Origin of the sequence: Rhizobium sp. ARZ01, from assembly GCF_014851675.1 — a bacterium.
Lineage (GTDB): Bacteria > Pseudomonadota > Alphaproteobacteria > Rhizobiales > Rhizobiaceae > Mycoplana.
The window spans coordinates 730083-756758 of record NZ_JACVAE010000001.1; the positions used below are offsets into that span (position 1 = coordinate 730083).

At 62.1% G+C, this 26676-nt stretch carries 23 protein-coding genes; 10 read left to right on the forward strand and 13 right to left on the reverse strand.

What is annotated here, in order from left to right:
- The first annotated feature begins 76 nt into the window (after positions 1 to 76).
- From fabF to gmk, 4 genes are all read left to right on the forward strand, one after another.
- On the forward strand, positions 77 to 1336 hold the full coding sequence (gene fabF / locus IB238_RS03440; protein WP_192243585.1) for a beta-ketoacyl-ACP synthase II: 1260 nt from the start codon (positions 77 to 79) through the stop codon (positions 1334 to 1336).
- 303 nt (positions 1337 to 1639) lie between these two features.
- Complete coding sequence (gene mltG / locus IB238_RS03445; protein ID WP_192243587.1) at positions 1640 to 2824, forward strand: endolytic transglycosylase MltG; 1185 nt, start codon at positions 1640 to 1642, stop codon at positions 2822 to 2824.
- A 154-nt stretch (positions 2825 to 2978) separates the two neighbouring features.
- Positions 2979 to 3866 carry a YicC/YloC family endoribonuclease gene (locus IB238_RS03450; protein ID WP_192243589.1) on the forward strand — a complete coding sequence of 296 codons (888 nt, stop codon included), beginning with the start codon at positions 2979 to 2981 and terminating at the stop codon, positions 3864 to 3866.
- A 3-nt stretch (positions 3867 to 3869) separates the two neighbouring features.
- Complete coding sequence (gene gmk, locus IB238_RS03455) at positions 3870 to 4535, forward strand: guanylate kinase (protein WP_192243591.1); 666 nt, start codon at positions 3870 to 3872, stop codon at positions 4533 to 4535.
- Positions 4536 to 4586: 51 nt separating this feature from the next.
- On the opposite strand, the gene IB238_RS03460 is transcribed toward gmk, so the two are convergent.
- The 7 genes from IB238_RS03460 to lptF form a co-directional block, all read right to left on the reverse strand.
- Positions 4587 to 5201 carry an isoprenylcysteine carboxylmethyltransferase family protein gene (locus IB238_RS03460; protein WP_192243593.1) on the reverse strand — a complete coding sequence of 205 codons (615 nt, stop codon included), beginning with the start codon at positions 5199 to 5201 and terminating at the stop codon, positions 4587 to 4589.
- Positions 5202 to 5275: 74 nt separating this feature from the next.
- Positions 5276 to 6109: a 16S rRNA (adenine(1518)-N(6)/adenine(1519)-N(6))-dimethyltransferase RsmA gene (rsmA, locus tag IB238_RS03465; RefSeq protein WP_192243594.1), complete on the reverse strand. Its 834-nt coding sequence runs from the start codon at positions 6107 to 6109 to the stop codon at positions 5276 to 5278.
- Positions 6109 to 7134, reverse strand: a complete 1026-nt coding sequence (gene pdxA, locus IB238_RS03470; RefSeq protein ID WP_192243596.1) for a 4-hydroxythreonine-4-phosphate dehydrogenase PdxA — start codon at positions 7132 to 7134, stop codon at positions 6109 to 6111. Before pdxA ends, rsmA begins: the two co-directional genes overlap by 1 nt.
- A 63-nt stretch (positions 7135 to 7197) precedes the next feature.
- The gene (locus IB238_RS03475; protein ID WP_192243598.1) at positions 7198 to 8136 is read right to left on the reverse strand and encodes a peptidylprolyl isomerase; all 939 of its coding nucleotides are present in this window, start codon (positions 8134 to 8136) and stop codon (positions 7198 to 7200) included.
- A gap of 178 nt (positions 8137 to 8314) precedes the next feature.
- Positions 8315 to 10660: an LPS-assembly protein LptD gene (locus tag IB238_RS03480; protein ID WP_192243600.1), complete on the reverse strand. Its 2346-nt coding sequence runs from the start codon at positions 10658 to 10660 to the stop codon at positions 8315 to 8317.
- Positions 10660 to 11739 carry an LPS export ABC transporter permease LptG gene (lptG, locus tag IB238_RS03485; RefSeq protein ID WP_192243602.1) on the reverse strand — a complete coding sequence of 360 codons (1080 nt, stop codon included), beginning with the start codon at positions 11737 to 11739 and terminating at the stop codon, positions 10660 to 10662. Before lptG ends, IB238_RS03480 begins: the two co-directional genes overlap by 1 nt.
- A complete protein-coding gene (lptF, locus tag IB238_RS03490) occupies positions 11736 to 12923 on the reverse strand; it encodes an LPS export ABC transporter permease LptF (protein WP_192243604.1) in 1188 nt (395 codons plus the stop codon). Before lptF ends, lptG begins: the two co-directional genes overlap by 4 nt.
- A 291-nt stretch (positions 12924 to 13214) precedes the next feature.
- Here lptF and IB238_RS03495 point away from each other — a divergent pair, with 291 nt between their 5' ends.
- The 3 genes from IB238_RS03495 (at position 13215) to IB238_RS03505 (ending at position 16228) form a co-directional block, all read left to right on the forward strand.
- Positions 13215 to 14705 (forward strand): leucyl aminopeptidase, encoded by a 1491-nt coding sequence (locus tag IB238_RS03495; protein ID WP_192243606.1) that lies wholly within the window; start codon positions 13215 to 13217, stop codon positions 14703 to 14705.
- A gap of 5 nt (positions 14706 to 14710) precedes the next feature.
- Complete coding sequence (locus IB238_RS03500; protein ID WP_192243608.1) at positions 14711 to 15160, forward strand: DNA polymerase III subunit chi; 450 nt, start codon at positions 14711 to 14713, stop codon at positions 15158 to 15160.
- Between the two features lie 372 nt (positions 15161 to 15532).
- Entirely contained in the window at positions 15533 to 16228 is a 696-nt protein-coding gene (locus tag IB238_RS03505) for a hypothetical protein (protein ID WP_192243610.1), read from the forward strand.
- Positions 16229 to 16267: 39 nt separating this feature from the next.
- Here IB238_RS03505 and IB238_RS03510 read toward each other — a convergent pair whose 3' ends face one another.
- The gene (locus tag IB238_RS03510) at positions 16268 to 17194 is read right to left on the reverse strand and encodes a Gfo/Idh/MocA family oxidoreductase (protein ID WP_192243612.1); all 927 of its coding nucleotides are present in this window, start codon (positions 17192 to 17194) and stop codon (positions 16268 to 16270) included.
- A 248-nt stretch (positions 17195 to 17442) separates the two neighbouring features.
- Between IB238_RS03510 and IB238_RS03515 the strand changes: the two genes are divergently transcribed.
- From IB238_RS03515 to IB238_RS03525, 3 genes are all read left to right on the forward strand, one after another.
- The gene (locus tag IB238_RS03515) at positions 17443 to 18018 is read left to right on the forward strand and encodes a TRAP transporter small permease subunit (protein WP_192243614.1); all 576 of its coding nucleotides are present in this window, start codon (positions 17443 to 17445) and stop codon (positions 18016 to 18018) included.
- Positions 18015 to 19868 (forward strand): TRAP transporter large permease subunit, encoded by a 1854-nt coding sequence (locus IB238_RS03520; protein ID WP_192243615.1) that lies wholly within the window; start codon positions 18015 to 18017, stop codon positions 19866 to 19868. The genes IB238_RS03515 and IB238_RS03520 overlap by 4 nt, the downstream gene beginning before the upstream one ends.
- A 190-nt stretch (positions 19869 to 20058) precedes the next feature.
- Positions 20059 to 20838: an adenylate/guanylate cyclase domain-containing protein gene (locus tag IB238_RS03525; RefSeq protein ID WP_192243617.1), complete on the forward strand. Its 780-nt coding sequence runs from the start codon at positions 20059 to 20061 to the stop codon at positions 20836 to 20838.
- A gap of 91 nt (positions 20839 to 20929) precedes the next feature.
- Here IB238_RS03525 and IB238_RS03530 read toward each other — a convergent pair whose 3' ends face one another.
- The 5 genes from IB238_RS03530 to IB238_RS03550 form a co-directional block, all read right to left on the reverse strand.
- Positions 20930 to 22036 (reverse strand): TRAP transporter substrate-binding protein, encoded by a 1107-nt coding sequence (locus IB238_RS03530; RefSeq protein ID WP_192243619.1) that lies wholly within the window; start codon positions 22034 to 22036, stop codon positions 20930 to 20932.
- A gap of 304 nt (positions 22037 to 22340) precedes the next feature.
- Positions 22341 to 24230 carry an ABC-F family ATP-binding cassette domain-containing protein gene (locus IB238_RS03535; RefSeq protein ID WP_192243621.1) on the reverse strand — a complete coding sequence of 630 codons (1890 nt, stop codon included), beginning with the start codon at positions 24228 to 24230 and terminating at the stop codon, positions 22341 to 22343.
- 229 nt (positions 24231 to 24459) lie between these two features.
- Positions 24460 to 25527 (reverse strand): GGDEF domain-containing protein, encoded by a 1068-nt coding sequence (locus IB238_RS03540; protein WP_192243623.1) that lies wholly within the window; start codon positions 25525 to 25527, stop codon positions 24460 to 24462.
- A gap of 193 nt (positions 25528 to 25720) precedes the next feature.
- Positions 25721 to 26002 (reverse strand): hypothetical protein, encoded by a 282-nt coding sequence (locus IB238_RS03545; protein ID WP_192243625.1) that lies wholly within the window; start codon positions 26000 to 26002, stop codon positions 25721 to 25723.
- A gap of 138 nt (positions 26003 to 26140) precedes the next feature.
- Entirely contained in the window at positions 26141 to 26656 is a 516-nt protein-coding gene (locus IB238_RS03550) for a DinB family protein (protein WP_192243627.1), read from the reverse strand.
- Positions 26657 to 26676: the final 20 nt, after the last annotated feature.

A 26676-nucleotide genomic window follows, 5' to 3' on the forward strand; every position in this document is an offset into this window, starting at 1 on the left:
TCGCGACCCCGCTTGCGGATTGCGTTCGTGCGCGCCGCCTCGGTCCAAGAAGAATGCATAGGGTGGATCACCGACGATGAGACGTGTCGTTATCACGGGTACCGGCATGGTATCTCCTTTGGGTTGTGGTACCGAGGTGACATGGTCGCGCTTGCTTGCTGGCCAGAGCGGCGCCCGTCAGGCGACCGGATTTGAGGTCGACGACCTTCCCGCAAGGATCGCATGCTACATTCCGACGGGAGACGGCACCGACGGCACCTACAACCACGACCAGTGGATGGAGCCGAAGGAGCAGCGTAAGGTCGATCCTTTCATCATCTACGCAATCGCTGCAGCCGACATGGCACTCGACGATGCGGGCTGGCACCCGAAGACCGACGAGGAGCAAACCTCGACCGGCGTGCTCATCGGTTCCGGCATCGGTGGCCTCGAGGGTATCGTCGAGGCGGGCTATGTCCTGCGCGACAAAGGGCCTCGTCGCGTCTCTCCCTTCTTCATTCCCGGTCGCCTGATCAATCTCGCCTCCGGCCAGGTTTCGATCCGCCACAAGCTGCGCGGTCCGAACCACTCCGTTGTCACCGCCTGCTCGACCGGCGCACATGCGATCGGCGATGCAGCCCGCCTGATCGCATTCGGCGATGCCGATGTCATGGTCGCCGGTGGTACCGAATCGCCGATTTCGCGCATGGCGCTGGCCGGATTCGCCGCCTGCAAGGCGCTTTCCACCCAGTACAATGACGAGCCGACCAAGGCTTCGCGTCCCTATGATCGCGACCGCGACGGTTTCGTGATGGGCGAGGGTGCCGGCATCGTCGTGCTGGAAGAGCTCGAGCATGCCAAGGCGCGTGGAGCAAAGATTTATGCCGAGGTCGTCGGCTACGGCCTTTCGGGCGACGCCTATCACATCACCGCACCGTCCGAGGACGGTGATGGAGCCTATCGCTGCATGCAGATGGCGCTGAAGCGCGCCGGCCTGACGCCGGCCGATCTCGACTACGTGAACGCGCATGGCACCTCCACCATGGCCGACACCATCGAGCTCGGCGCCGTCGAGCGGCTGGTCGGCAACCATGCGGGCAAGATCTCGATGTCGTCGACCAAGTCGGCGATCGGGCATTTGCTCGGTGCTGCCGGCGCGGTCGAAGCGATCTTCTCGGCGCTGGCGATCCGTGACAATATCGCGCCGCCGACGCTCAACCTCGATAATCCGGATGTGGAAACGGCCATCGATCTCGTGCCGCACAAGGCGCGCAAGCGAGAGATCAACGTGGCTCTGTCCAACTCGTTCGGTTTCGGTGGTACGAACGCTTCGCTGGTTCTGCGTCGCTACGCCTGAGCGGGTACCGAATAGGCGGCGGTGCTGATCCGTTGCGGATAGGGTAGCCGAAACGAGAGCTGCATGTTCCTTTGCGCCGTTCGCGGCGTAGCTGAAAACGACAAGGGAAACTCGCCTGAAGGCGGGTTCCGATCCTGTTTTTTGCCGCATTGGTCTGCCCTACTGCGTCACGCGTTCGCCTGGGGTTCTTTGGGCGCAGTAACACTCTGAATTTGCGCATGATCTTCCCGGCTTATCGGGACGGAGGCGTTTTTCATCGGCAGGGGAATGACCAGTGATGGCTCGATCTTTTGAGGATTGTCAGTGAACGAAAGCAACGATTCCACTGAAATGTCTTTCGGCCGCGGCGACAACGCCAGCAAGGGCCCCATCATCCCGAAGTCCGCCAATGAGGCGTTGCGTCCGGAGCCGGTGCCAAGCCCGCCGCGTCGCTCGCGCAAGGCGCGCAGCCAGGTCGTGGTCTTCTTGAATTTCATCATGACCTCGATCGTCTTGGTCACGCTCGCGGCCGCGGGTATCTTCTACTATGCGCTCGACAGCTTTGAAAAGCCCGGCCCGTTGGCGGCCAACACCAACTTCATCGTGCGCAACGGCGCCGGCTTGAATGAGATCGCGGCCAGCCTTGAGCGCAACAACATCATCACCGATAGTCGCGTGTTTCGCGCCCTGAGCCGCATCCATCTGGAGGATGGCGTCCTAAAGGCCGGTGAGTATGAAATCCGCGCCAATGCCTCGATGCATGACGTATTGGAGCTGCTGAAGTCCGGCAAGTCCATCCTCTACAGCGTCTCGGTGCCCGAGGGGCTGACGGTCAAGCAGGTCTTCCGCCGCCTTGCCGACGATCCGGTGTTGGAAGGCGACCTGCCGGCCGAGCTCCCCACCGAAGGCACGCTGATGCCGGACACCTACAAGTTTTCCCGCGGTACGAAGCGCGCCGAAATCCTCCAGCAGATGCTGACGGCGCAGAAAGCGCTCATCAGCCAGATCTGGGAGAAGCGGGACGACGATCTGCCGATTGCGACCCCGGAGGAAATGGTGACGCTGGCCTCGATCGTCGAGAAGGAAACGGGCAAGGCGGATGAACGGCCGCGCGTTGCCTCGGTCTTCATCAACCGTCTCGAAAAGGGCATGCGCCTGCAATCCGATCCGACGATCATCTACGGCATCTTCGGCGGCGACGGAAAGCCAGCCGACAGGGCGATCCTGCAGTCCGACATCGACAAGCAGACGCCTTACAATACCTATGCGATCAAGGGCCTGCCGCCAACGCCAATCGCCAATCCGGGCCGCGCGGCGCTGGAAGCCGTGGTCAATCCATCGCGCACCGCCGATCTCTATTTTGTCGCCGACGGCACCGGTGGTCACGTCTTCGCCGAGACGCTCGACGATCACAATGCCAACGTCCGGCGTTGGCGCAAGCTGGAGGCCGAGAAGGCCAAGCAGGTGACGCAGGAAACGCAGGACGCGGGCCAGGGCGGAAGCCAGTGATCGGTACAGGGGCGATACGCATCGCCCCTTTTCGTTTGTGCTGGTGGAAATTGTATCCCGCCAGCGCTTTTCCTCCTCGAACAGTTTATATAGGGACCACGGGACGCCGCGATGATTCCGCGGCGGCCGGAACAGCTTCCAATCGGAGTTTGATATGCCACTGCAATCCATGACCGGTTTTGCCCGGAGTGAGGGAACGAGCGGCCGCTGTCGCTGGTCCTGGGAGCTTCGCTCGGTCAATGGGAAGGGGCTGGATCTGCGCATCCGTCTCCCCCAGGGGTTCGAGCATTTCGAGCCGGAGGTACGGCAAAGGGCTGCAACCGCGTTTTCGCGCGGCAATATGCAGATCGGCCTCTCCGTTTCCATCGCCGAACCGCAGGTGCAGCCGGTGGTCAATCAGGCAGCCCTTTCGGCAATCCTTGCCCTTCGCGAGCAGCTTTCTGGCATCGTCGATCCCGCGCCGCTCAGGCTGGATACGCTGCTCGGTGTCCGCGGCGTGGTCGATTTCCGTGAGGCGGAGGAGAGCGAGACGGAACGCGAGCGCCGCGACCAGGATATCGCGGGAGGGCTCGATGCGGCGATCGAACGACTTTTGTCAATGCGGCTCGGCGAAGGCGAGCACCTTCGGCAGGTGCTGGGCAGGCAGGTCGACCGGATCGCCGATCTGGCGGCAATGATAGAGGCTGATCCGAGCCGAAGCGTCGATGCGATAGCCGAGCGGGTCGCCGGTCAGATCCAGATGCTGCTTCAGGGCAACAACGGTCTCGATCGCGACCGGCTCTATCAGGAGGCTGTGCTGCTCGCCACCAAGGCGGATCTGCGCGAGGAGATTGACCGTCTCGGGGCGCATGTGCGTGCCGCCGAGGAACTGCTCGCGGCAGACCAGCCAGTTGGCCGAAAGCTCGATTTCCTTGCACAGGAATTTAACCGCGAAGCGAATACGATCTGTTCGAAATCCAACGCGGCCGCTGTCACGGCCGCCGGCATAGAGCTGAAGGTCGTCATTGATCAGTTCCGCGAACAGATTCAGAATTTGGAGTAGACCATGTCCGCGCCGCAAAAAGCAAAACCGATCGAGATTGCCCGGCGCGGGCTGATGCTGGTCATCTCCTCGCCATCGGGTGCCGGAAAGTCGACGATCGCGCGCAACCTGCTGGAGGCCGATTCCGGCGTCAGCCTGTCCGTCAGCGTCACCACGCGCCAGCGCCGTCCGAGCGAGATCGCCGGCCGTCACTACCATTTTATCGACCGTGCGGAGTTCGAAATGCTGCGCGACTCCGACGCGCTGCTCGAATGGGCCGAAGTGCACGGCAATTTCTACGGCACGCCGCGCAAGCCGGTCGAAGAAGCGATGGCGGCTGGTCGCGACATGCTGTTCGACATCGATTGGCAGGGCGCCCAGCAATTGCAGGAGAAGATGACGGCCGATGTCGTGTCGATCTTCATCCTGCCGCCGTCGATGACGGAGCTGCAATCGCGCCTGCATCGCCGGGCCGAGGACACCGAGGAGGTGATCGCCACGCGGCTTGCGAATTCCCGGGCGGAGATCGAGCACTGGCACGAATACGACTATGTGATCCTCAACGATGACCTCGATGCCGCTTTTGATGCGGTGCAGAGCATCGTCAAGGCCGAGCGCCTGCGTCGAGACCGGCGCCACGGCATGTACGAGTTCGTCACGAAACTCCTCACCGAACAGCCCGTCCTCTGAAACCGACCACAGCTTCTCGTTGGATATCGCCAACGCTCTCGCGCGACACGTTCAGTAAAGCGTGACGAGCGCAGGAACTTGGCCGATTGCACGCAGATATTCGAGACTTTCGATCAGCGGGAACAGGGCCAGCAGGAACAGGCTGTCGCGGAATGTCGCTGTTAGCGCCTGTTGTGAGAAAGTTGCCCCTGCAACTCCCTTATAGAGAAATGGGTCCGGCAGGAATAACGGCGTCCGACGAGCATAGTCGTCATAGGCCGGTCCGAAGCGGTTGCTCAGATAGGTGGCCTCACGGCGGGCGGTGTAGCGGAAAATGGCGTAGGATGCCGCGGTCATCGCCAGAGCCAGGAGCAGCGATCCGACCATGAGGCCGACGCCGAAAACACCGACAAGCGAAAACAGATAGAGCGGATTGCGTGTCATCGAGTAGGGCCCGACGACGACGAGTTCCCGGTTTTTGTGCGTGCCGATGTAGAGGATACTCCAGAGCCGGCCGAGGATCGCGAAGAACACGAGTATCAGGCCACCCACTTCGAGCGCTTCATGCAAGCTGCTGCCACTCCAGTACGGCTGAATGAAGACGATTGCCGGAAGGAAGACAAACGCCAGCAGCCAGAACAGGGCTATCCGATTCTTCTGGTTGAACGCAGTGACGCTCGGCTGCATCGGCAGCCCCTCCCACAGTCGACAATGCAACTAGAGCGACGGGACTGTGGCTTATTGATGTTTCTGTTCGGCGATCATCCGAGCGCGTTTGCCAGCGTCACGAACTCGTCGACCGAGAGCGTTTCGGCGCGCCTCTGCGGATCGATCCCGGCTCTGGCCAGCAGCGTCTCGCCGCCGAGCGACTTCAGGCTTTGCCGTAGCATCTTGCGGCGCTGGCCAAAGGCTGCCTGCGTGACGCGCTCGAGGGATTCGGCCTTGCAGGGTAGGGGGTCCTCGATCGGCTCCAGGTGAACGACCGATGACGTGACCTTGGGCGGCGGCGTAAAGGCCTGCGGCGGCACGTCGAATGCCATGCGTGCATTGGTGCGCCAGCCACAGAGCACGCCCAGCCTGCCATAGTGATCGTCGTCTTCGGACGCCACGATGCGCAAGCCCACCTCGCGCTGGAACATCAGCGTCAAGGAGCGGTAGAAGGGCGGCCAACGCTTCGGCAGAAGCCAGTTGACGAGCAGTTGCGTGCCGACGTTGTAGGGCAGGTTGGCGATGATGCGGACGGGTTCGCCTGCGGGCGCCAGCGTTTCGAAATCGACCTTCAGCGCATCGCCCTCGATGACGGTCAGACGGCCCGGATAGTGGTCGGAGACGTCCTGCAGGGCAGGGATGGCGCGCGCGTCGCGCTCGATAGCGATAACGTGCTTTGCGCCGAGTGCCAGGATCGCCCGGGTCAGCCCGCCCGGTCCCGGTCCGACTTCGATGACGGTGCAGTCTTCGAGCGGGCCTGCGGCCCTTGCGATCTTCTGCGTCAGGTTGAGGTCGAGCAGGAAGTTCTGGCCGAGCGACTTCTTCGCGTCGAGCCCATGCCGTTGGATCACGTCACGCAGTGGCGGAAGACCGTCGATCGCCGCCATCAGCCAGCGCTCCGCTCGTGAATGGCAAGCCCCCGTGCCAGCCGCAGCGCGGCCAACAGGCTGTCCGGCTTGGCGCGGCCCGTCCCGGCGAGCGAGAACGCCGTGCCATGATCCGGCGACGTGCGGATGAAGGGCAGGCCCAGCGTCACGTTGACCGAATCGTCGAAACCAAGCGCCTTGGCAGGAATGAGCGCCTGATCGTGGTACATGCAGATCGCCACGTCGTAGGTTGCGCGCGCGGCATCGTGGAACATGGTGTCTGCCGGCAGAGGCCCGAACGCGTCGACGCCGGCTGCCTTCAACCGCGCGATTGCCGGCGCGACGATCGCCTTGTCCTCCAATCCCAGCGCACCGCTTTCGCCCGCATGCGGGTTGAGGCCGGCGACGGCCAGGCGCGGCGCTGCGATGCCGAAGCGCTGTTTCAGGTCGGTCGCGGTGATCAGGGCGGTCTCGTAGATCAGATCCTCGGTCAGGGCGTCCGGTACGTCCTTCAGCGGAATGTGGATCGTCACCGGCACGCTGCGCAGCTTCGGTCCTGCGAGCAGCATGACCGGCAGGGCAGGCTTCCCGGTAGCACGTGCGGCGAGGTCTGCGAGAAACTCCGTATGGCCGGGGAAGGCGAAGCCGGCACCGTAGAGCACCGACTTGGCGATCGGGTTGGTAACGACCGCCGAGGTTCGTCCTGCCAGCGTTAGCTCCACCGCACTTTCGATCGCACCGATGACTGCCTGCGCGTTCTGTGAAGACGGTTCACCGGCAACGACCGGCTCGGCCAGCGCGATCGGCTGCACCGGTATTGCGTCGTCGAAGAGCGCCGCGGCGGTTTCCGGCGTCGCTGCGGCCACAGACACTTCCAGCCCGCGCAACTGCGCCCGGCTTTTGAGCGCGTCGGGGTCGCCGATGAAGAGAAAGGGCGGCAGGCCGTGCTTTGCCCGCGCTGCCCAGAGGTCGAGGGTGATGTCCAGGCCGATCCCGGATGGGTCGCCCATCGTAAGGGCCAGCGGGGGAACGGTCTTAACGGTCATCGTAAGTAGCTTCTGAATGCGGGCCCGGCCGGCGCGAAATCCGCGCCGGTGATTGATTGGTGATCAGCGCATCTCGATCCGCGCCTTTTTGCGCAGCTCGTCGACATACTTCTGGCTGTTGCTGTCGTCCTTCTGGCCGCCTTTGCCGAGATCCTCGGCGCGGAAAACCATTTCGGCGGCTATGTCGTCGTTGACCTCGCGCTTCTTGCAGATGCCGAGATACTCGACGCCGCGATCGGTCACGCGAACACCGGTGGTGTTGCCTTCGGCTTTCTCGATCAGCGGCTTCCAGTCGTCCGGAAGCTGTGGTGCAAGCAGGCGGCCGAGGTTGCGGATCGATACGTCATGCATCGTCGCGGCAAAGATCTTGGCGTCATCGCAGCCCGGATATTTCGAGCGCGAGGCTTCGGCTTCAGCCTTTCGCTTGCCGAGGATGGCGTTGCGGCGGGCCGCCGGCACGACGAAGATGACCTGCTGCAGGAAATACTCCGTCGTAGACGGCTTCTGGCCGCCGTTTTCCTGCATGCGGTCGACGAGGCTCTTGCCATTCTTCGCGCCAGCGTAGCGGGCGTTGACCACGCGCGGCCAGCTCATCTGGATAGCGATGTACTGCTTGAAATGCTCAGCACTCACGCCGGCCTTATCAAGGATCTGGTTGAGTTGATCGGTCGAAAGCTTGTTGCTGGCCGCAAAGCGGGCATAGGAAGCATCCACGTCCTGATTGCTGACGGACATCCGCAGCCGGGCGATCTCCGAGCGCTTCAGCGCCTCGTCGATCAGCTGCTCGCGCGCGATCTCGGTGGAGCTCTTCGAGCGCTGCAGTTTCAGAAATGCTGCGCGCCGCGCAATGTCTCCGGAGGTGATGGGTGCACCGTTCACGACGACCGCCACGCCTGTCGCCGCGGCCGTTACCGATGGCAAAATGGCAGTTCCTGCTGCTGCAAAGAGCGCCGTGCCCAAAACCATGGCCCGCATCAACGACATCGTATATTTCATGCCCATCCCTTTCGTCGCTCGGTCGACCGGGCGCATCCTGTGGCGATGCCCTATCCTCCGGTCAGGAGCCCACATTCTCTTCCGGCGCGAACATTTGCAGGGGCTATTCCCGCCGCAACTCGCTCTCGCATGGCCCATTGCATAATCCATGCGGCCAAACGATGACAAGTAGGTTCCGCACGCTTTAGTAGTCGTCGAAACCGTCGAGGGTTGTGTCGCCGATGTTGATGTCGCCGAGGGTACGGAAGCTCAACCGCGCACCGATCGTCCAGTCGTTGGCAATCGTTGCAGCCGTATCGCGCGTGTTCTCATAGACGATCGAGAAGATCGTATCGCGATCGTCGTAGGTGAGGCCGATGCCGCTGCGAGCCATGTTGCTGTTGTTGATATCGTAGGTCAGCGAACCGAAGACGGACCAGTAGTCGCGGAACTTCAGCGCCGCGATGGTTTGCAGTTCGTCCTGGTCGCTGTCCGCGCCGTAGAGCGGCTGGGCAGCGATGCGCGTATAGGTCATGGCGGCCTGCAGACGATAGTTCTCGAAGCCGACCCTTGTATCCGTGCGGCGCAGCGACAGGTCACTGCGATCGAGGCGGGCGCTGTAGCTCAGCGCCCAGCCGGTCGGCATATCGATGCCTGCCATGCTGACGTAGTCGGAACTATCATGCTCAAGGCCGGAATTCGCCCCTGCGTTGACGAGATCCGGCGAGGCAAACGAGTTCTTCCCCGCCAGTTGGTAGGACTGGCCAACGATGCCGCGCAACGTATAGCCGCTATCGAACGTGCCGGTATAGCGCAGCCCGACATTGGCGCGCGTGCCGCCTTCGATCCGATCGAAACCGGAAAACTTGTCACGCTCGAACAGCGACGTCGCATCGAAGACGAAGCTCTGCGCGTCCTCGTTCGGAAGGCCGCCGGCAAGCTGCTCGTCCGGGCGGGCATAGACCTGCGCAACCGGTTCCAGCACATGCGAGCTGTTGTCGGTGGTCATCAGTATCGGGTAGCGCGCTTCCAGCCCGGCCGTGAGCATGTAGCGCGTCGCGCTGTCATCCGTGTCGAAATTACCGGCATATTGGGTGGGATCGGGGGCGGTCATGTTTAGGCGTAGCGCGTCACCGCGCGCGGCGAGCAGCGGCGTAAAGACGAGACCGCCGGGAACGACGAACTGTCGCTTCCACTCAAGCTCGCCTGTCAGCCGCGTGGTACCGCCCTCGAGACCGGGAAAGCGGAACGAGTTGTCGACGTCAACCTCGTCCAGCAGACCGCGTTCGACGTTCGTCAGGTTGACGGTGGCGCTGAGCTGGCCACCGACAATCGCCTCCGGCGCGATGTATTCGTAGTCGAGGCTCTGCGGGATGGCCTGCTGGCGCTCGGCCACGTCGTCCGGATCGGCGTCCTGCACGTCGAAATAGAAGGCGCGCAGATCGAAGTAGTTCCGCCGGCCGAGCCCATTGAGGTAGACCTGGTTCTTGATGACGCGATCGTCGAAATCAGACAGGTCGTAGGTCCGGGCGAAGTTGTTGTCGGTCTGGGCCATCACCTCCCAGCCGAACGCCCAGCGCGGGTTGATTTCGAATGCGCCCGTGGACGCGATCATGCCGCGTCCATCGACCTCGCGGTCGCTGGTTCCGTTTGTGAAGACTTCCGGTTGAAATTGATCGATACCGGCGGCACGCAAGGTGACCATGCCGTTGTGGAACGCCTTGCGGAACTCGCCTTCGAGGAGGAAGCCTTGGCGCGTGTATCCGGTTCCCGTGACAGTCGCATCCATGTCCGGGGCGATTGCAAAGTAGTAGGGAATGCCGACGCCAAGGCCCAGCTTCTGCGCGTACTCGAATCGCGGGAAAAGGAAACCGCTCTTGCGCTTGACGGTGTGATCGGGAACTTCGAGCATCGGGAAATAGGCGATCGGCTTGCCGAACATCTCGAAGCGGGCATGTTCCAGCCGGACGGTGTGCGTTCTTCCGTTCTGGACGACGCGCTCGGCCTTGATCTGCCATAGGGACTTATGCGTCGGATCGGTCGCGCAGGGTGTGCAGGCCGTGTAGACGCCATGGTTGAGGATCATCTCCTCGCCATTGACGCGCTCGCCGCTCGTTGCGGCGATCTTCGTCAGGTCGGTCGTCTCGATTCGCAGCGCATTGGCGAAGCCGTTGGCGAAATCGTCAGAAAGCGTCAGTTCCTGCGCATAGACGCGGTTGCCGGTCGGTTCGATGAACTCGATGTCGCCGGTTGCATGCAGTTGTCCGGTTTTCTGGTCGTATACAACTTGCTTCGCGACGAGCTGGTAGCCGCCATAGTTGATCTGCACCGCGCCACGCGCGGTCACCTTTTCGGTGTCCCTGTTATAGACCAGTTCGTTGGCCGCCAGAATGAGCTTGGCCTCTGGAGGAATGTTCGGCGCCAGAGAATCGACATCACGCGTCTGTGCCTGTGCAGGAGCAATCGCCATGGGCGCAAGCGCGCACGCTGCGACGCCGGCAAGCAGCACGGTCGCGATCACATTCAATTGTCCGCGGTTGCCTGCCGCCACTAGCCATCCTCCTGGTGCAGCAGGATTGTCGCACCGAGCGACATTGCTACAACAACTGGTAGCCATGCCGCAACGAATGGAGGAACAATTCCACTACTTCCGAATGCTTTCACAAGCACGGTGACGACATAAAGCATGAACCCTGCAAGGATGCCACCCAGAATCACTGCACGTGATTGATTAAACCTGCTAAATTTTAACGAGACGCTTGCCGCGATCAGGGTCATGGCAACCAGAAGCAGCGGCAGCGACAACATCGAATGAAACTGCGTTTCGAGCGGTTCGGTGGCAAATCCGAACGATTTGGCCGCCTCGATCTTCCTGGGAAGGCTGAAAAATGAAATGGAATCAGGTTTTTCCAGGCTCTCCTGAACGAATTCCTTTCTCAAATTGGTGCGAAGCTGTGCCGAAGCGGAACGCTTGGGCAACTCGCCGTTGCGAGTCTCCAATACGTTGTTAAGCAGCCAGTAACCATCTTCGAGGATTGCCGAATCGGCATCCTGCCGAAAACTGATGCGCCCGTCCTTGTCGAAGTGGATAATGCTCACGTTCAAGAGTCGCGTGCCGTTGCCCTCGACCGCCTTGGCGCCAATAATCGCATCGTCGTCGCCATAGCGCTGCCTGATCCACGGAATGCCCGATCCCGATGACTTGCGGTTGGAGCCCCATTCCGCCTCCAGAACCTGCGCCTGGCGTGTTCCCCAGGCTGCGATCGGGTTCAGCACGGAGACCGCGAGTATGCCGAAGAGAAAGGCGCCGATGGCAAAGGGCCGCAGGAACTGCCAGACCGACACGCCGGCAGCGCGCGTCACGACGAGCTCGTAACGCCGGTTGAGGGAGATCAGCGCCGCCATGCCGGCAAAAAGGGCGACAAACGGGATCGTCTGCATGAGGATCATAGGGATGCGCAATCCCGTCATCACGAGGCCGCTGGCGACAGTGTATTTCGGCAGCCCGCCCATGCGATTGGAGGTCTCGCTGAAGTCGATGATGAACACGAGCGCGAAAATGCCGATCAGGAACCAGATCGTCGTGATGACGTAGCGCCGGAAGAAATAGAGGCCGAGGGTAGGGATCATGGCTGTGGTCCGTTGCCCGAGGAGGCGGCGTTGGAACGGCCAGGCAGACGCGACAGAAGCGTGTCGCGCAGGTCCAGCAATCGCGATCGCCAGGAAGCCGGGAGGTCAAGGCTCTTGTGGCGCATCAACAGGCGCAAGGCGAGAGCCGCGACCACGATCGGTACGAAGTACATGGCCGGAATGAAGTAGGCCGAATGCTCGGCTGCATTTCCGACGTAGAAAACGAGCCATCGAATGGCAAGTGCTGCAAGAAGAGCCGTTACCATGGGATGGACCCGTGCCTCGCGGTGGGAGCGAGCATCAACGCTGACCACGAGGGCGACGAGGCCGAAGAGGATCGGCAGCAGCCATTCGGTGAAGCGCCGATGCAGTTCGGCGGTAAAGGCGCCGGGATTTCTCTTCACTTGCGAGTCGTTGGGATCGGGATTGAGCAGGAACGGCAGGTCGCGGTCCTTTGCCCGCAGCGTCGCTTCGCCGGCACGCTCGGTAAGGTCCGCCAAGTCAAAGGCGTAGGAATCGAACTTGATCACCGACACATCGCCATTCGGCAGCTTTCGGTGGACTTCGCCATCCTTCATGACGAGTGCGGAGGTCTTCTCGTCAACGGCGCCTTCGCGCGCGTAATAGACGTATTCGACCTTGGGGTCGCGGGTGTCTGCGACGAACAGCCCTTCGAGAACGCCGCCGCTCCTGCGGCGGGAGACCTGCACGTAAAGCCCGTCCGTCACCTTGCGGAAAGCGTTTTCCTGGATCACGGAAGAGAGCATGTCGGCATGGGCTGTTGCGATCATCTGGCGCACGGCCATGCGTGAATAGGGTTCTATGAAATTGTCGACGGTGAAGGACAGGGCGCTCAGGGCAATTCCGAGATACATGACCGGCCGGATGATCATCATGCGCGAACTGCCCGCGGCGTTCAGCACCGTCAGTTCCGAATCGGCGTTCATGACAGTCAATGTCTGCGCGACGCCGATCACATAGGCGAAAGGCAGGATGATGGGGATGACCGAGGGCAGGATCAGCGTGGCGAGCTTCATGAACGCCATCATCGACTGGCCGCTATCCGTGACGAGGTTGATGCTCGACAAGGCCTGGGTGGTCCAGACGATGCCGAGAAGCGGCAGCAGCGTTGCCAGAAACATCACCGTTGTCCGGCGCAGGACGTAGCGTTCAATCAGCTTCATGTCTGTTCCCGAACCGAGGTCCCATCTTCGTTACCTAATGTTCCACCGCAATCGTCGACAAGGGTCATTTTGTGCGCATATAGGCCGTCGAGTGGCAGGCGCCAGCGCAATCGATACCCGCTGCCCGGAAAAATTGCGGCGAACAAACCGGCTTGCGTCTTCTAAACGTGCCTTGGCATCTTGCCAAGCGTCGCAAAAGCGACAAGGAATTGCCGAAAGTCACCCTCTGCAATCGCAGATTCCGTGCCGACCGGCGAGGGCGCCCGGCCTGCATACATTCCGGAGTAGATCATGTCCCAGAAATTCGACGTCAATTTCGTAAAGGCCCTCAAGCCTGCCGGCGGGGTCGCTGTTGCCCTGCAGGCGCCCGAGGCTATTGGCGTGCCCGGCGAGGTGGATCCTGCGGGCATCGTCGCCAAGGCGGCCGAAGTCGGTCGCTTCAAGGCGAAGGCGCTCAAGAGCCTCGACATCGTTGCGCCGCATGGTTCGCCCTTCGATCGCATTCTTCTCCTCGGCCTCGGTGACCCGGCCAAAATCGCCGCACATGATTGGCTGAAGGCTGGCGGTGCTGCCGCCGCGAAATTCCGCGATGCAGAATCGGTGAGTGTCTATCTTGATGCGGCCGGCGTCGAGATTGAAGGACAGGCGGCCGCCGATTTCGCGCTGGGCATGCTGCTGGGAGCCTATCGCTTCGACACGTACAAGACGAAGAAGGACGAGGATGAGCCGCGGCCGAACAGCAAGAAGCCGACGAAGGTCACGATCGTGACGGCCGCTGCTGCCGCCGCCAAGAAGGCCTATGCGGAGAGCGAAGCGGTCGCCGGCGGCGTCCAGCTTGCCCGCGATCTCGTGAATGAACCGGCAAACGTCCTGGGACCGGTCGAATTCGCCGAAAAGGCCAAGGCGTTGGAAAAGCTCGGTGTCGAGGTCGAGATCTTGACCGAGCGCGAAATGAAGCGTCTCGGCATGGGGGCGCTGCTCGGCGTGGCGCAGGGATCGGAGCGTCCGCCGCGGCTCGCCATCATGCAGTGGAACGGCGGCAAGCCGAAGGACCGTCCGATCGCCTTCGTCGGCAAGGGGGTTGTGTTCGATACCGGCGGTATCTCGATCAAGCCTGCGGCCGGCATGGAGGAGATGAAGGGCGACATGGGCGGCGCTGCCGCCGTCATCGGCCTGATGCACGTGCTCGCCGCCCGCAAGGCCAAGGTGAACGCCGTTGGCATCCTCGGCCTTGTAGAAAACATGCCTGATGGCAACGCCCAGCGTCCGGGTGACATCGTCACTTCGATGTCCGGGCAGACGATCGAGGTCATCAATACCGATGCCGAGGGCCGGCTCGTGTTGTGCGACGCGCTCTGGTACTGCAACGACCGCTTCAAGCCGCAGTTCATCATCGACCTTGCCACGCTGACCGGGGCCGTCATGGTGGCGCTCGGCAGCCATCACGCCGGTCTCTTCTCCAACGACGATATGCTGGCCTCACGGCTGACGGCGGCAGGGCTGGCGTCGAACGAGCGCGTCTGGCGTCTGCCGCTCGGCAAGGAGTATGACAAGATGATCGACAGCAAGTTCGCCGACATGAAGAACACCGGCGGGCGCTATGCTGGTTCCATCACCGCCGCTCAGTTCCTGCAGCGCTTCGTCAAGGACGCATCCTGGGCGCATATCGATATCGCCGGCACCGCCATGGGCTCGCCGACGGACGAGATCAATCAGTCCTGGGGGTCCGGCTTCGGCGTGCGTCTCCTGGATGAACTGGTGCGGATGAACTACGAGAGCTGATCGCGTTGAGCGAGATCCTGTTCTACCACCTGACCGAATCGAAACTGGAGGACGCCCTCCCGCCGCTGCTCGACAAGAGCCTCGAACGCGGCTGGCGGGTCGTCGTCCAGACGGGCACGGTGGAGCGGCGTGACGCACTCGACGCACATCTGTGGACCTATCGCGAAGAGAGTTTCCTGCCGCACGGCACCGATGAGCAGCCGAATGCTTCCGACCAGCCGGTGCTGCTGACGAACGGTCCTGACAATCAGAACTCCGCGACCGTCCGCTTCCTCGTCGACGGTGCCGAGCCGCCACCGCTCGACGCCTACGAGCGAGTGATCTTCATGTTCGACGGCTATGAACAGACCGAACTCGAAGCCGCCCGCGGTCACTGGAAGCGGCTGAAAGCCGAGGGGCATCAGCTGACCTATTGGCAGCAGAACAACGACGGACGCTGGGTGAAGAAGGCATAAGCCGGCTTCATCTGCGTTCGCACCTTGCCTTCGAGCACAGGGCGGGGCTGCCATCTCTTCCTTGCTTACTACGCAGCGCAGAGATGTCGCCAGCGGCGGCATATGGCCCCGCATGCCTCAACTGGACATACGCGGCTCGCTGCTCCAATATACTGTCCAGGTAAACGGACAGGACATCTGACGCTCGAAGATTATGAACATCGTGATTTCGAACAAGTCGGCAATCTTTCCGCTCCTGATGGGCACCAGAGCACGCATTGCTTTCGGGTTGCCGCGGCGCTGAGGGCCGGGCAACCCCGAACACATAGCCGAAAATTTCCTGCTCCCGGCGGCTGCGAAGCAGCGCGCCCCTGTGTACATTTAGGAATAGCCGTGACTCTCTGGGCCGAATTGGCGAGAGCCAGCAATGCTGCTGGCGACGAAATCATCCTGCGCAAGCGCAGTGACATCTACGAGATCCGCTACAACGGACTTGAGTTGATGTCGAACCTCAACCACACCTCCGAGGACATTCTCGCCAAGCGCTCTCTCAGGCTTCAGGGGGCGGCGAAAAAGGTACTTATCGGTGGCCTCGGAATGGGATTTACCCTGCGCACCACCCTCAAGCACCTGGGCAAGGACGCGGAGGTGGTCGTCTGCGAACTCGTCCCGGAAATCGTCGAGTGGAACCGGACCTGTTACGGCCATCTCGCTGGTCATCCGCTGCGCGATGCGCGGGTGACGGTTCGCGTCGGGGACGTATTGGAGGTCCTGGCACGGGAGGCGGATGCTTATGATGTCATCCTTATGGACACCGACAATGGTCCCGACTTCACCGTCCGCGCGCCGAATGGGGCGATCTATGGAAATGCCGGCCTGCAATCCCTAAGGCGCGCCCTTCGATCGAATGGCATTGCGAGCTTCTGGTCGGCTACACGTTCGCCGGCGTTCGAGCAGGAGCTCGACAGCGTTTCCCTGAATTGGTGGCGGGCCGAGGTGCCTCTGATTGCGGGACGGTCCGATGCGACCCACTACATCTATTTCGCCAGCGACAGCGCCACGAAGCAAGAGCTCCACCGAGCCGGCTGAGTTGAACCGGCCGCGCTCGCCGCCGGCTCCGCCTCATCGTCAATCGTAGAATGCATCCACGAACTTGCGTCGTCCCAGCATGAAGGCGTCGGCGACGTGGCGCAGCGGTGCGATATCGACGTCCGAGCGGCCCGCCTTGATGATCTCGGCGAAGCGCCTGTAGAGCATCGGGTACTCCTGCTCGGGTTCGTCGTGCTTCAGTGTGCCGTCGACCGACAGCTTGGCGCCGCCCTCCGAAAGCACCATTCGGCCCGCATCGGTCTCGGCGATGATGTCCCAGCTTTGCTTGCCGGTCTGGCGCCAGTCGAATTCGGCCGACAGGTCGAGGCCGGCGGCATCGGTGAACTTGATGTCGGCCGCGATCGGTGCGTCGCGGTTCTCCGGGAACTCCAGCGTCGCCTTCGTGATGAAAACCGGCCGCGGCAGGATGTGGGTGACGATCGACAGCGCATTGATGCCCGGATCGAACACGCCGAGGCCGCCGGCCTGCCAGATCCACTCCTGGTTCGGATGCCAGTGGCGCACATCCTCCTTCCAGATCACCTTCATCGAGCGCATGGTAGTGGAGGCGAGGAAGGTCTTCGCCGCTTCGACGGCCGGCGCATAGCGTGAGTGCCAGCTGGCAAACAGCGACAGGCCCTTCTCGGCGGCGAGCGCCTGCAAGTCCTCGACCTCGCTCAGGGTCGCGCCCGGCGGCTTTTCCAGGAACACGTGCTTGCCGGCCGAAAGAGCCTTGTGCGCGGCTTCATAGCGGTGTTGCGGCGGCATGCAGAGCGAAACGGCCTCGATCTCAGGCACCGCCTCCAGCATGTCCTCGATCGACTTGTAATTGGGGATATCGTCCACGGTCCCGTGACGGCTCGCGGCCGCGATCAGCTTGAAATCCGGGGTCTTCTCGATGGAGGGGAGATGCTGGTCGCGGGCGATCTTGCCGACGCCGACGAGTGCGATATGGATCGGGGACATGGGGCTTCGCTCGATTTGTATGATGAATGGAACGGTGTTGTAGCAGAACGCGAAACGGCGGCAAGACTGTCTTTCCCCGATCGCTGCCTAACCTTTGTGCAACGGGAAGCCGCCGGGCATTCGCCTTTCGTCTAATGTCGCCCTACGATCCGGGAAAACGGAGCCTTGCGCTTGAATCTGGACTTGAAAACGGCACTCTGGCTGTGCATGGCAAAATACCAAAAATTTCACCAATGCGGGGAGGAACGATGCGAGCATTGCTTGGACTAAGCCGATTGATCGACTTAATTACCGAGAAGATCGGCAAGGCCGTTTCCTGGCTGATCCTTCTCGCCGTGCTTGTCAGCGCCGGAAACGCGGTCGTCAGAAAGGTCTTCAACGTCTCGTCCAACGCCTGGCTGGAGGCGCAGTGGTACCTGTTCGGCGGCGCGTTCATGCTCGCGGCCGCCTACACGCTGGCGCAGAACGAGCACATCCGAATCGATGTCATCTACAGCAAGTTTTCACGGCGCACGCAGCACTGGATCGACCTGTTCGGCCACTGCGTCTTCCTGATGCCGTTCGTTCTCCTGATGATCTACTACTTCATCCCTTACGTCGGAATGTCCCTCCGGTCGGGCGAAGTGTCCTCCAGCGCCGGCGGCCTGATTCTGTGGCCGGCCAAGGCGATCCTGCTCGCGGGCTTCCTGCTCTTGGGCGCCCAAGGCATATCCGAGATCATCAAGAAGATCGCCATCATCCGCGGCGACATGGATGATCCGGCGCCCTATGTGCCAACCCACCAGGCCCTGGACGAGGAACTTACCGAGGAGACGCGCGCATGATCGAGTTCATCGCCGAAAACCTTGCGCCGATCATGTTCGTGTCGCTGATCGTGTTCCTGCTTCTGGGATACCCGGTCGCCTTCTCGCTGGCCGCAAACGGTCTAATGTTCTTCATCATCGGCGTCGAACTCGCGCCGTTGTCGGATTCGATCAACCTCTCCTGGCCGTTGCTCAACGCGCTGCCGGACCGGTTCTGGGGGGTGATGTCGAACGAGACGCTGCTCGCCATTCCTTTCTTCACATTCATGGGGATCGTGCTGGAGAAATCCGGCATGGCCGAAGACCTGCTCGACACGATCGGCCAGCTTTTCGGTCCGATCCGTGGCGGTCTCGCCTATGCGGTCATCTTCGTCGGTGCGCTGCTAGCGGCCACCACCGGCGTCGTTGCCGCCTCGGTCATCGCCATGGGCCTGATCTCGCTGCCGATCATGCTGCGCTACGGCTATGACCGCAGCCTCGCATCCGGCGTTATCGCGGCCTCCGGCACCTTGGCCCAGATCATTCCGCCGTCGCTCGTCCTGATCGTACTTGCCGACCAGCTCGGCCGTTCGGTCGGCGACATGTATGCCGGCGCCCTGATCCCGGGCCTGGTGCTAACGGCGCTCTATGCCGGATACATCCTGATCATGTCGATCGTCAGGCCGAAGTCGATGCCGGCGCTGCCGCTCGAAGCCCGTACCCTCGGCTCCGGTGTGACTTCGCTTGCGATCGCGCTCGCGGTGGCGGCGGGTATCGCCTATGGCGCGCATGTCTATCTGTACCCGACGCATGGCGAGAACGCCGACATCCTCGGCGGAACCGTCGGGATCATCTTCATCTATGTCGTCGCTCTGCTCGACAAGAACCTGAAGATTAATGCGATGTCGCGGCTCGCCCAGCAGGTCATCATCGTGCTGATCCCGCCGCTGGCGCTGATCTTCCTCGTGCTCGGCACGATCTTCCTCGGCATTGCAACGCCGACGGAAGGTGGTGCGATGGGAGCGGTCGGAGCGCTCATCATGGCGGCCGCGAAGGGCCGGCTGAATCTCGACGTGATCCGCCTGGCGCTCGCCTCGACGACGCGGCTTTCGTCGTTCGTAATGTTCATCCTGATCGGCGCGCGCGTCTTCTCGCTGACCTTCTACGGCGTCAACGGCCACCTGTGGGTCGAGCACCTGCTGGTCTCCATGCCGGGCGGTGAAACGGGCTTCCTGATCGCGGTGAACATCCTGGTGTTCTTCCTGGCGTTCTTCCTCGATTTCTTCGAGCTCGCCTTCATCATCGTGCCGCTGCTTGCCCCTGCAGCCGACAAGCTGGGCATCGACCTGATCTGGTTTGGCGTCCTGCTTGGCATCAACATGCAGACGAGCTTCATGCATCCGCCGTTCGGCTTCGCGCTGTTCTTCCTGCGCTCGGTGGCGGCCAAGGTTCCCTACATCGACAAGATCACCGGCAAGACGATCGCGCCGGTGACGACGGGCCAGATCTATTGGGGCGCAGTACCCTTCGTGTGCATCCAGATCGTGATGGTGGCACTGACCATCCTGTTCCCCCAGATGGTCATGCACTACAAGGGCTCGGGCGCCGTCGTCGATCCGTCGACGATAAAGATCGAGGTGCCCGGGTTCGGCGGGCAGGGTGGAGGCCTCGGCTTGCCAGACAGCGGTGGCGGTCTCGGACTTCCCGGCGGTTTGCAGCTTCCGGGCGGCAGCCCGCTCGACCAGCCGCCTGCCGCTGGTGGCGGAACGGGCCAACCGCAACAGCCGCCTGCGAACGACCTGAGCCAGCCGCCATCGTTCAATCAGGGCGGCGGCACCCAGCCTGCGAAACCGCCGGCGAACGATCTCAGCCAGCCACCTTCGTTCAATTGATGCCAGTATCGGGCGGCCTGCACAGGCCGCCCGATCTCTTTCTGGCGTTGAGCAGTCCGATGTGGACCGAACGCTCCTCGCGATCAGCCGGCCGCTCCCTTCGGTAAGTCGCGAGTTGCAATACGCTAATAAATATCAGAAGTTGATTTCATGAGCGGGTTGATCCGGCCTTTCGGCCGGGACGGGGGACATGAGTACAGCCTCTGCCATGAAGAACACGGGGCACAGCCGCGCCAGCATCTGCCGGGGCTGCTGGGATCAGATGCGCGTGCCGATCCCGATCCGTGGCCCGCTTGCGCTTCCGTTCCGGGCTTTCGGCATCGGCCGCAGCAAGATGAACCCGAACATCTGCACGATCTGCGAGCGCTCCTTTCGGTACGTCAAGAAGAAGCGCCACATCACCGCGAGAGCGACCATCCTGTTTGCGGATATCAGAGGGTTCACCGCATTGTCGGAGCGGGTCGAGACGGTGAGGCTGAGTGAATGCGTCAGCCTGTTCCAGGATCGCTGCGCGCAGGCAATCTGGGCGCATGACGGCATCGTCAACAAGCAGATGGGCGACGGCCTGATGGCGATCTTCAATTTTCCGATCGAGATAAAGGACCACGCCAGTGCAGCGATCATGGCGGCGCTGGACATACAGCAATACTGTACGGCAGCACTCCGCAGCTTGAGTTCGGATCTTGGAGCATTGCCCGGCAATGCGTTTGGCGTCGGCGTCGGCATCCACACCGGCGATGTCGAGATCGGCGAGTTTTCAAGCTTTCGCTCTGATTTCACCGCCATTGGCGGTGCGGTCAACCTGGCAGCAAGGCTGGAATCGCAGGCCCAGGCGGGCGAGGTCCTGATGTCACTCGAGACGGCGACACTAGCCGGGGAACTGGCGAAAGGGGCCGAAACGCGCCTGCTGCAGCTCAAGGGTATCGAGCAACCGGTACAGGCAACAGTGCTCATAAGCATTGACGCGTAACGTTGAGGGCGCGGGCAGGCAGTCACTCGCATCACAACAAAAAACCCCGGAGCATCGCCCCGGGGTTCTTTTCGATCGATGTCCGATCCGCTTAGAGCTTTTCGCTCCGCTGCTGGATCATCATGAAGGTGTCGTAGTTGTATTCGGCGATCTGCGCGTTGAGGTAGTACTCGCCACGGAAGGCCTTGATCGATTCCCAGATCTTCTTGAAAGTCGGGTTTGCGGCTTCCATTTCGGCATAGACCTCGTTCGACTTGTCGAAGCAGGCCGAGAGGATTTCCTGGCTGAACGGAGCGAGCTTCGCACCGGCTGCGACGAGGCGCTTGATCGCCGGAGGGTTCAGCCAGTCGTACTTCTGCAGCATGTTCGCGTCGGTCGCCTGGCAGGCGGTGCGCAGCAGCGACTGGTAGTTCGCGGGCAGGGCTTCGAAGGCCGCCTTATTGAACATGGCGTGTACGGTCGGGCCGCCTTCCCAGAAGCCCGGATAGTAGTAGTAGGGGGCGACCTTGTAGAAGCCGAGCTTCTCGTCGTCATAGGGCGTGGTCCATTCGGCCGCGTCGATCGTGCCCTTTTCCAGCGCCGGGTAGATGTCGCCCCCGGCGATCTGCTGCGGCACGACGCCGAGGCGTTCGACGACCTTGCCGGCAAAGCCCCCGATGCGCATCTTCAGGCCCTGCAGGTCGGCGACGGTCTTGATTTCCTTACGGAACCAGCCGCCCATCTGCACGCCGGTGTTGCCGCAAGGCAGGCCGACCAGGCCCTGCGTGGCGAGGAACTCGTTGTAAAGCTCAATGCCGCCGCCGTGATACTGCCACGCGTTCATGCCACGCGCGTTCAGCGCGAAGGGAACGGCAGAGCCCAGCGCCCAGACCGGGTCCTTGCCCCAGTAGTAGTAGCCGACCGTGTGGCAGGCTTCGACCGTGCCGGCTGCGGCAGCGTCGGCTGCCTGCAGGCCCGGGACGATTTCGCCAGCGGCGAACACCTGGATCTGGAAATTGCCGTCGGTCGCTTCGGAGAGGTACTTCGCCAGCGTTTCGCCACCGCCGTAGATCGTGTCGAGCGACTTCGGGAACGACGAGGCGAGGCGCCAGTTGATCTTCGGGCTGCTCTGGGCGAGCGCCGGTGCGGCAAGCACGGCGGATGCCGCAGCACCTGCACCGGCGACCCCGGCCTTCTTCATAAATGAACGACGATCCATTCTCATCCTCCCATGGGACGCGGACAGGGGAGTCCGCTTTTCACAATCACGGCGAACCTAAACATGTCAGGAATGGTGATTCAAGCGCACGAGGCCAATTAGCCAAGCGCAAGTGAATTCGACTTTGGTCTAATCGGCAAGGGCAACCTATCCGCATGTTTTCACGCGCTCTCGGCGGCCGCCGATTGTACGCCGGATCGGTTGCGTCCGGCGGCTGGCCACGCTCCTCGCACTCGACGACAGTGTCGACCGATACGGTCGATCCGCGGTTGCATGGCGGTCAAGAAGCCATCGGTAGCAGCAGTCAGTTTGCCATCGCCTCTTCATACTCCGACGACAGTTCCAGCCACTGTTCTTCGGCGGCCGAAAGCTTTGCGGTCGCGTCGGCGCGGTCCTTGGCCTTCTGAGCGGCCTTCGCCGGCGCCTTCTCGTAGAGCGCGGGATCCGCAAGATCCGCATCGAGTACCTGAATCTGTTTCTCCAGCTTTGCCGTCAGGGACTCGATTTCATTGATCTTTTTCCGCAAGGGCGCGAGCGAGGCGCGCCTGTCGGCATTGGCCTTACGCTGGTCGGCCTTGGAGAGACCCTCATCGGTCAGGACCGGCCGCGCCTTGTCTTCTTTCGGCTTCGGACCACCGACGATCTGCGTGCGGTACTCCTCAAGGTCACCGTCGAAACTTGTCACCGTCCCGTCCTTCACCAGCCACAGCCGGTCGACCGTCGCCTCGATCAGGTGGCGGTCGTGTGAGATCAGGATGACGGCGCCGGGATAGTCGTTGAGAGCCTCGATCAGCGCGCGCCGGCTGTCGATGTCGAGGTGGTTGGTCGGTTCGTCGAGGATGAGAAGGTTCGGTGCGTCAAAGGCTGCAAGGCCCATCAGCAGCCGCGCCTTCTCGCCGCCGGAAAGGTCCTTGGCGGGCGTGTCCATCTTTTCGGTCGCAAGCCCCATCTGGGCCACGCGGGAGCGCACCTTCGCTTCCGGCGCGTCCAACATCCGCCGGCGCACGTGCTCCACCGCGCTCTGCGTCGGAACGAGGTCGTCCAGCTGGTGCTGGGCGAAGAAGCCGATCTTCAGGCCCGGTGCCGTCTTCACTTCGCCGCTCTCGGCGGCAAGCTTGCCCGAGATGAATTTTGCGAAGGTCGACTTGCCGTTGCCGTTCGAGCCTAGCAACGCGATGCGATCATCGTTGTCGATGCGCAGGTTCATCCGCTTCAGGATCGGCTTGCCAGTCTCATAGCCGACTGCGCCGCCGCTGATGGCGACGATTGGGGAGGCCGGTTGCTTTTCCGGTTCGGGGAAGGTGAAGCCCTGCACGTGATCCTCGATCACGGCAGCGACCGTGCCCATGCGCTCCAGTGCTTTCACGCGGCTCTGCGCCTGGCGCGCCTTCGTCGCCTTTGCCTTGAAGCGGTCGATGAAGCTCTGCAGGTGCTTTCGCGCCGCCTCGTTCTTGGCCTTGGCCTTCATTTGCAGCTCGTCGGCCTCGGCCTTTTGCCGCTCGAACTGGTCGTAGCCGCCGCGATAGAAGGTCAGCTTCTTCTGGTCGAGGTGGACGATCGAATTGACCGCGGTGTTCAAAAGGTCGCGGTCATGGCTGATGATGAGGACGGTGTGCGGATAGCGCCGCACGTACTCTTCCAGCCACAGTGTGCCTTCGAGATCGAGATAGTTGGTCGGCTCGTCGAGGAGCAGGAGGTCGGGTTCTGCGAACAGGACCGCCGCCAGCGCCACGCGCATGCGCCAGCCGCCCGAAAAACTCTTGGCCGGCCGCTTCTGCGCCTCGTGGTCGAAGCCGAGGCCGGCGAGGATGCTTGCCGCCCGGGCTTCTGCCGCATGCGCGCCGATATCGGCAAGCCGCGTCTGGATCTCGGCGATCCGGTGCGGGTCGGTGGCGGTCACGGCCTCCTTCAGAAGGGCAGCGCGTTCCTTGTCGGCCGCAAGCACGATCTCGATTAGCGGCTCGTCGGTACCGGGCGCTTCCTGGGCAACCTGACCGATCCGCGCATTCTTTGGCAGCGAGACGGTTCCGGCCTCGGAGGCGAGATCGCCGGTGATGACGCGGAAGAGGGTGGACTTGCCAGCGCCGTTGCGACCGACGAGCCCCGCCTTCGTGCCGGATGGCAGCGAAACGGAGGCGTTGTCGATGAGCAGGCGCCCGGCGATGCGGGCGGAGAGGCCGGAAATGGTGATCATGACCGGCGTCTATAATGCATGTCTCCCGAAGGTGGGAACCGGTTTCGGGACAAAGACATGCATAAGGACAAAAAATTTGAATGCATCTCACCGCAAAGTGGGAACCGCTTTCGGGGCAAAGACACGCATAAGAACATAATATTGAAGGAGTTCGCGTGAATCTGATTTCACGCCAACTGCTCTAGAAGGGAACCCATGGTGCCAGACCACACCTGCGCAAGAGGTGGCGTCAGGCGACGCTGCGCCGGTAGTTGCGTCCGGCGCGCTCGGAGAGATCCAGCGAATAGACGCAGGTGCCGCTCTCGTTGGCGGCATCCAGCGCCAGCATCGCCTGCCGGTAGAGTTCGTTGGCGGAGGGGGCGTCCTCGGTAAAGGCTGCGCCAACCGTCAGCGACAGCGTGCCGGGCAGGTATTCCCGACCGGAAATCCGGAAGATTTCCGCCTCGATCCGGTTGCGGATTCGCTCGGCGATCGAGAAGACGCTTTCGCGGTCCACCTTGTCGAACAGGAATGCGAAGCCGTCGCCGCCGACGCGCGCCACATAGTCGAGTTTCTTGATAGACTTGCGGAAGAGCGTGGCGATCTGCTTGAGCGCCTCCTCGGAGGCGCCGCTCGCATGGCTGTCGGAAAGGCCCTTCAGGCGGTCGACACGCATCAGCAGAAGCGCGCTGCAGGCTTTGTCCTCGGCGTCGTAGGTGGCCGCCAGCCGGTTCATCAACGCGGTCCGGTTCGCCAGTCCGGTAACCGGATCGTGCAAGAGAGCCGTTTCGCTGGCAGCCGCGCCGGAGGCGATATTCTCCAGTCGCGCCACCAGGGTGTCGAGACGTTGGCAATGAGCGCTTTCGCTGCCGATCATCGCCTCGACGGACGAGACTAGAAGATCTGCCTGGCCGGCAAAGTCGGACATGGCCATGACAGGATCGGCCTTCAGCCTGCCGAGCATGTGATTGATGTGGGTCAGCGCATTGGTTTTCTTGTGGCGCTCGGCTTCGGCTTCGGCCGCCATCGCCTCGATGGTGCGCATCAGGTCGGTGGCACTGTGGCCGAGGACGAGCGAATTGTGGTCCGGCAGCCCGTTGCGCACACCGATCGCATCGAGCGCTTCCTGCGCCGGTGCCTTACCGAGTGCGGTGATCTCACGCCCAAGCGCGGTGTTGCCGCCGGTGATCGCCTCGTGCAGGAGCGAGTAGTTGCGCGGGATCGCCGGGATCTCCAGCCGCGTCATCAGTTGCGCGACTTTCGCCATAACGGCCGCCGAACGGGCAAGGGTCTCCGATGCATTCGCCTTTGCGCTCATGGTTCACCAACGGTTGGGGCTTGTTGCCCGGATCGCCGGCCCGCGATCGAGCCGCCGTTCAACCCTTAGATGATGAGCATTAAGAACCGTTGAATCCCACCATGTTCAGCCTTGTGCACCGTGCCGTGTTGGCACACGCGCTTCTTGTCCTGTACGGTCGCCGGGGTATGTGTCAGCGTCTGGTGGCAAAGGATCAGGCAAAGCGTCGGGCCATCGGAACGGCGCGGATCATCTGCCGGATCATGCCACCACCGGATGGGTCCTTCGAGCGGGCCGTGACAAACTGCATGTCGCGGGTGGCAGCCGCATAGCCCTCGGCGCGCGCCTGTTGCATTGCCGCCTCGAACATCTTTTCGATGACCGGATAGCAATCCTCCGGCAGGTAGGCATCGGGACTGTCGGACCCGTAGACCAGTGCCATTTTCGACAGTGCGCTGCCCAAAAGGGCGCTCCATTCATCGGTTGTTCTTGCCATGTGTTCCCTCGTTTCGCCGGGGTGGAGAATGAAGGGCCTTGCGGCTTCCCCGACGGCCGGACTATCGCACCCGGCAATGCGTCTCCCTGTCACTTCGGTAACAGGTCGAGGGAATTCCCGGCGAGGACGGGAAATAGGTCAGATCCGCATCCACTCCGCCCCTTCGGCGCGAAGGAAATAGACCAGATCGAGCACAAGACTGGGCCGGCCGAGCGAGGTCAGGATCGCGTGACATTGCCCGCGATGGTGGGTCTGGTGGTTGAAGAAGTGGGCAAGGGCCGGACCAAGCGGCTGGGTGATCTGTACCGGGTTCGTCAGCGGAACGTAGCTTATCGTGTCCGCAAGCTGCTTTTCGTCGAGCGAACCGATCCAGTCGATGATCCCCTGATCCTCGGCAATGCGCGCGTGCCGCAGGCCATCGATGTCGTCGTAGAGAACTGCGTCGAGGCGGGCCGGCACGTCGCCGGAGCCGGTGAAGCGGCGCATCCAGATCCGGTCGGCGACGAGAATATGGTTGAGCGTCCCGTGCAGGGAGCCGAAGAAGGCGCCCTTGTTTTCGCGCAAGGCGGAAGGCGACAATGCCGCGGCCTCGGCATAGAGGATCCGGTTTGCCCAGGCATTGTAGGCGGCGAACATCTTGTAGTGATTCAGCATGGCTGGTTCCGGCGGATGCG

Bases quoted from the DNA above. Each gene is read 5' to 3' on its own strand.
- fabF (WP_192243585.1), top strand. From the start codon at position 77: ATGAGACGTGTCGTTATCACGGGTACCGGCATGGTATCTCCTTTGGGT.
- IB238_RS03450 (WP_192243589.1), top strand. From the start codon at position 2,979: ATGCCACTGCAATCCATGACCGGTTTTGCCCGGAGTGAGGGAACGAGC.
- gmk (WP_192243591.1), top strand. From the start codon at position 3,870: ATGTCCGCGCCGCAAAAAGCAAAACCGATCGAGATTGCCCGGCGCGGG.
- IB238_RS03460 (WP_192243593.1), bottom strand. From the start codon at position 5,201: ATGCAGCCGAGCGTCACTGCGTTCAACCAGAAGAATCGGATAGCCCTG.
- rsmA (WP_192243594.1), bottom strand. From the start codon at position 6,109: ATGGCGGCGATCGACGGTCTTCCGCCACTGCGTGACGTGATCCAACGG.
- pdxA (WP_192243596.1), bottom strand. From the start codon at position 7,134: ATGACCGTTAAGACCGTTCCCCCGCTGGCCCTTACGATGGGCGACCCA.
- IB238_RS03475 (WP_192243598.1), bottom strand. From the start codon at position 8,136: ATGGGCATGAAATATACGATGTCGTTGATGCGGGCCATGGTTTTGGGC.
- lptG (WP_192243602.1), bottom strand. From the start codon at position 11,739: ATGATCCCTACCCTCGGCCTCTATTTCTTCCGGCGCTACGTCATCACG.
- lptF (WP_192243604.1), bottom strand. From the start codon at position 12,923: ATGAAGCTGATTGAACGCTACGTCCTGCGCCGGACAACGGTGATGTTT.
- IB238_RS03495 (WP_192243606.1), top strand. From the start codon at position 13,215: ATGTCCCAGAAATTCGACGTCAATTTCGTAAAGGCCCTCAAGCCTGCC.
- IB238_RS03510 (WP_192243612.1), bottom strand. From the start codon at position 17,194: ATGTCCCCGATCCATATCGCACTCGTCGGCGTCGGCAAGATCGCCCGC.
- IB238_RS03515 (WP_192243614.1), top strand. From the start codon at position 17,443: ATGCGAGCATTGCTTGGACTAAGCCGATTGATCGACTTAATTACCGAG.
- IB238_RS03520 (WP_192243615.1), top strand. From the start codon at position 18,015: ATGATCGAGTTCATCGCCGAAAACCTTGCGCCGATCATGTTCGTGTCG.
- IB238_RS03525 (WP_192243617.1), top strand. From the start codon at position 20,059: ATGAGTACAGCCTCTGCCATGAAGAACACGGGGCACAGCCGCGCCAGC.
- IB238_RS03530 (WP_192243619.1), bottom strand. From the start codon at position 22,036: ATGGATCGTCGTTCATTTATGAAGAAGGCCGGGGTCGCCGGTGCAGGT.
- IB238_RS03535 (WP_192243621.1), bottom strand. From the start codon at position 24,230: ATGATCACCATTTCCGGCCTCTCCGCCCGCATCGCCGGGCGCCTGCTC.
- IB238_RS03540 (WP_192243623.1), bottom strand. From the start codon at position 25,527: ATGAGCGCAAAGGCGAATGCATCGGAGACCCTTGCCCGTTCGGCGGCC.
- IB238_RS03545 (WP_192243625.1), bottom strand. From the start codon at position 26,002: ATGGCAAGAACAACCGATGAATGGAGCGCCCTTTTGGGCAGCGCACTG.
- IB238_RS03550 (WP_192243627.1), bottom strand. From the start codon at position 26,656: ATGCTGAATCACTACAAGATGTTCGCCGCCTACAATGCCTGGGCAAAC.